Consider the following 3,274-nt stretch of genomic DNA (forward strand, 5'->3'; position numbering starts at 1 on the left):
AGTACGTCACACCTCATATTGGGTTTCTGTTCGTCGCCCCGCAGTTTTGCGTTAGGCTTCCTTCAGACCCTGCCTCGCGACAACGCCCTTGCCCTTTCGCTAACCTTCGGCTCTGCGAATACCTGGTAAGAGGACTTTCACCTCTCTAGTTAAGTGCCATGCTCGGCACACACGCCAATTTCAGCGGCGCCGAAGGCGTCCGCTGGAAATTTTTGTTAGCTGCACTGTCATTGATGTCATTAAGTGTCTGAAATAATTTTGCTAATCTTGAAAATCAATAATTAGACATCATCTTTGAGGGGTATGAAACTTGAATACAATAGGCACTACAAAAACAACAAGCATCGAAAATGAATACTCCAAACGCCCCAACCAACCTAATAATTCAACCCCAAGTTTGTTTTTAACAAAATCGGTGGAGAGTTTAAATTTACAAAGCCCAGTTATTTTACAACCTTCTCGGTCGCCAGCTACAGCTGATGAATTTAAAAATCAAAAGTATTGTAACGAAAGGGTCTGCTCGTTAACAAGTAGTCAGCCACATAACGTTAGGACTTTATCCTTAAGTGAATTATTGAAACACGATTTATATCCTGATATAAATTTTCTGTTATCAGAAGCAAATCCACACTTACGTTTAAATTATGTAGCTCACTCCAATTTATATAAAGAACAAACAGAAACTACGAGGATCGTTATATCCTTTAATCTAAAAGGAGTCCCCTCCGGGGCTGTATTGTATAGTCAGTGCACTTATCTCAAAGAAGAAAAATTATATTTAATTGATGCAATATCTGTTAAAAAATCATATAGAGGAAAAGGTGTTGGGAGCATACTATTAAAAAAAATTGAGGAAAACATTCTTCACAGTTATTCAATCACCAAAACGGATACTCCAATATTCACTAGAGCCGAGATACTACCATCTAATTTTTCATCTATACGGTTATTCGAAAAAAATGGATACAATCTAGATATAAAAAAATCAAGTGAATATAATTATTATGAAAAAAAAATAACGGTGCCTAATAATTAACTTCCTGACAGATATAACCATCACCTCATTAGGAGTACTGTGTGCAGCTAACGCCAATTTCAGGGGCGCCGCAGGCGTCCCCTAGAAATTTTTGTTAGCTGCACTGTCATTGATGTTATTAACTTTTTCTTTGAACTTGATATTATTATACCAAATAATGACTAAATGGAATTAATCATGATCAATACAACCCAGCACTATAATCAATCCTTGAAGGAACAATTGAGGTTTCTTGAAAAAGAAAATTTTCATATTTCTAGCCTTGTAACCCCTGTTAAGGGACTAGGTGCAATATCTCATCCTAGATCAATTTCAATGGTTGAATACACTTTCCCAAAAATAGACATATCTGTCAAGATTGGGAAGGAACTTTGTGACATGAAAAAAGATTTAACTCTAAGAAACTTCAAATCTATAAAGGAAGCATTAAATGGAATTAAAAAAGCTTTAAAAAAAAGCACTGAAAACCAGATTGCAGTATTTAGAGCAGAGGAAGATATACCGTCATATAGAGAAGGCGATTTAATTTATGGACTTAGTGATATCAGATTAAAATATCTCGAAAAAACAAATTTTTCTAGCTCAAAAATTTATGAAGATGCTGTGATATTTATTGATCAATACCCTGTAACAGAAATGGAACAAAAAAAACACATTAGAACTGCTCCAGATGATTTAGACAGCTTTATAACATTCCTTAACAACCATCCTAAATATAAATCAGCAGTGAATGCAAAACCAAAGGTTTTTTATGGCCACACTGTAGATACTAGCGAGACTCTAGGTAGAAAAATTAAAGGCGGGTTACTGTGGGCAACAGATAAATCAAAAAAAATACATTTTTTGCTTGATTCTATCGATATGAAGATGGTCGTCCAGAAGAATCATAAAGATGATACCCTAGATAGAGTTCATCGAGCACATACCGGTCAAGAATTACGTTTCGTATACCGAAATCGTTTCAATATAATGTTGATGAAAAATGTCCAATTTTGGATTAATGGTAAGCCAACTACGGCTCCTTGGACCAAAGCATTTCAAGATCAAAATAGCATCTCGTACGATGTTGTAGAATTATGGAGTAGTTATAAGCCTTAGAATACATTACTTTCTTTGATTTCTATCTCATGGTTGTGCTTTGCAGCTAACGCCCCATTCAAGGGCGCCGCAGGCGTCCCTTGGAATGGATTGTTAGGTGCGCTTGCTCCGAATTATCGGATTTATTACTGGAGGTTTAGCAAACTCAAGAAGGGCTTTTATATCTTTACTGGCTTTATCTTGATCTGCTTTATTGTTATGAAAAGAATATTTTTCAAAAAACTGAATATCATGAACTTCACCCCCCTCTTGGTAGCCATGATACTTAACCCAGGCATTGTTGAAAGCAATGAGCTCTCCTTCAGCCAAGTGAGACCTGAACTCATTAACAGCGATTTGATGTTTGAGGAAAGCGCTATCAAGGAGACGGATAATTTCAACTCCGCTCATTCGCTGTCTTTGCAAGATAGCAAGCTCTTCAGAGAATGCTGTTCTGAGTTTTCTATTGGCTTCGCTCCTGATGTCGTGAGCCATTTTCTCAAGGGAAAGCCTATGAGCTATGTATCCACCAATCAAGGTTCCAGCAAGGGTTGCTCCAACAGAAACGTAAACGAGAGTGAGTTGGGATATAGTCATATTCTTTTAATCTTTCTTGGTTGTTTTGCAGGTGCATTTCTTGGTGGTGCGTCTCTTCTAGTAATTCATGCAAGATGGTTGCGGAGTGTCTACAGCACCTAACGCCAGTGTCAGCGGATTTAGGAGGAGCTCAGCGACGAGTAAATTCCGATGAACACATTTGTTAGGGAAGATGCGAATAACTCCCCAGCCATGAGATAATATTCCCATCGCTCCCAGCTTGAGTTTCAGTCCATGAACCAGCTCAGTTTCGCAGACAGTGAGTTTGTCCAAAAACGCAGAATCACCCGCAAAGAACGCTTTCTGGCTAAAATGGAAAAGCTCGTGCCATGGCCCCGGCTCATCGGTGTTATCGAGCCCCATTACCCAAAACGAGGCAACGGTCGTCCGCCTTACCCTCTGGAAGCCATGGTCAGGGTTCATTGCCTTCAACAATGGTACAGCCTTAGCGATGAAGGTATGGAAGACGCCTTGTATGAAATCGCTTCCATGCGCCTGTTTGCCGGGTTCTCGCTGGATAAGCCCATTCCTGATCGCACGACCATCATGAATTTCCGGCATTTA

4 protein-coding genes are annotated in these 3,274 nt (G+C 39.0%); 3 read left to right on the forward strand and 1 reads right to left on the reverse strand.

The genetic code is table 11. The features are described from left to right. Positions 1-310 precede the first annotated feature (310 nt). Positions 311-1,036, forward strand: a complete 726-nt coding sequence (locus Q1B11_RS19960; RefSeq protein WP_299735725.1) for a GNAT family N-acetyltransferase — start codon at positions 311-313, stop codon at positions 1,034-1,036. 177 nt (positions 1,037-1,213) lie between these two features. Further along, on the forward strand, positions 1,214-2,134 hold the full coding sequence (locus Q1B11_RS19965) for a hypothetical protein (RefSeq protein ID WP_299735727.1): 921 nt from the start codon (positions 1,214-1,216) through the stop codon (positions 2,132-2,134). Between the two features lie 93 nt (positions 2,135-2,227). Here the strand turns inward: Q1B11_RS19965 and Q1B11_RS19970 are convergent, their stop codons facing one another. Beyond that, complete coding sequence (locus tag Q1B11_RS19970) at positions 2,228-2,710, reverse strand: hypothetical protein (protein ID WP_299735729.1); 483 nt, start codon at positions 2,708-2,710, stop codon at positions 2,228-2,230. A gap of 234 nt (positions 2,711-2,944) precedes the next feature. On the opposite strand from Q1B11_RS19970, the gene Q1B11_RS19975 reads away from it, so the two are divergent. Next, a partial coding sequence (locus tag Q1B11_RS19975) for a transposase (protein WP_299735731.1) occupies positions 2,945-3,274 on the forward strand: 330 nt, incomplete at its 3' end.

The organism is uncultured Endozoicomonas sp., assembly GCF_947495845.1.
In the GTDB taxonomy this organism is placed as follows: Bacteria; Pseudomonadota; Gammaproteobacteria; order Pseudomonadales; family Endozoicomonadaceae; genus Endozoicomonas.

Bases quoted from the DNA above. Each gene is read 5' to 3' on its own strand.
- Q1B11_RS19970 (WP_299735729.1), bottom strand. From the start codon at position 2,710: ATGACTATATCCCAACTCACTCTCGTTTACGTTTCTGTTGGAGCAACC.
- Q1B11_RS19965 (WP_299735727.1), top strand. From the start codon at position 1,214: ATGATCAATACAACCCAGCACTATAATCAATCCTTGAAGGAACAATTG.